Here is a 1,108-nt window from a genome sequence, read left to right on the forward strand (position 1 = left end):
TCCTTCGAGATAACCTTTCAAGGAAAAGAGCGGTGTGCGCAAATCATGGACAATGGAGGAGATAAGAAAGCGCCGATCGGCTTCATGTTCTTGTCTTTGGCTATCCAGCTCCGCTAGACTGGTGCTCATCTTACTGTAAGCCTCCGAAACTGCTCGAAGTTCTTTAATACTCGACGTGGCAAGCTGGGCATCATATTGTCCCGCAGCAACTTTGTTCGAGGCTTGAATTAGAGATTGAATAGGTTTCAAGATTTGCCGACGAATCAAATACAAAAAGACAAGCAGCAGCAATCCGATGATGGCGAACATAGACTTCAGGATTACATGGTCTGACGTGTTTTCAGCCGGAACTAGTCGTGGTTGTGAGAAAGACAAATAGACCGAACCTAACCATTCCTCATCATGGTATATATTCGTTTTATATGCTGTTTCGGTGTAAGTTTCAATGAATCCGTCCGAATGGTTCGGTTGGTCTGTATGATACTGATAAATCGATGTTTGCTCCGGGGACGTAACCAACACTTGCATATCGTAAGATCTCAGCTGCTCATCCAATTGAGCTTTCCAGCTCTCCGTTCCCCAATCCCCCGCATCCATAAACACAGTCTCGACCCATTCGGACGGATCATCTATGGGATTAGGCTCTGTTGAATAGAAGAACCGGTCGATCAGTTGGGCTGCAACGACGGGAACAATTAGAATCAAACATGCCGCCCCAATGAAAAAAAGGTACATCGGCATCGATTTATGTTGCATGGTTCGATACCTTGGATAGTTTATAGCCGACCGACCGCACATTATGTAGTTGAACGATTTGGGAATACGGAGATAATTTCTCCCTCAGCTTGGCGACATAAACACGGATGTTTTGGTAATCGTACATATCATGGCCCCAGACACGATATAAGATTTGATCAAACGTCAATACCTGCTCTAAATGATCATAAAAGTACATAAACAGTTTGTATTCAATAAAGGTCAGATCCAGCGGTTGTCCTTCCATTTTGATTTCCATAGCTTTTTCATCCACATGAATCCCTGAAACGGTTGTATTCACTTCTGTATCGAAGGAAGAAAGTCTTCTATCCATGGCTTTTATTCGAGCTAC

Annotated in this window: 2 protein-coding genes; both read right to left on the bottom strand. The window is 43.7% G+C overall.

Translation table 11 applies throughout. The features are described from left to right. A partial coding sequence (locus tag ACFRAK_RS29470) for a HAMP domain-containing protein (RefSeq protein WP_394573265.1) occupies positions 1-705 on the bottom strand: 705 nt, incomplete at its 3' end. A gap of 40 nt (positions 706-745) precedes the next feature. Further along, a partial coding sequence (locus tag ACFRAK_RS29475) for a winged helix-turn-helix domain-containing protein (protein WP_394573266.1) occupies positions 746-1,108 on the bottom strand: 363 nt, incomplete at its 5' end.

This window comes from Peribacillus sp. NPDC056705 (genome assembly GCF_043656335.1).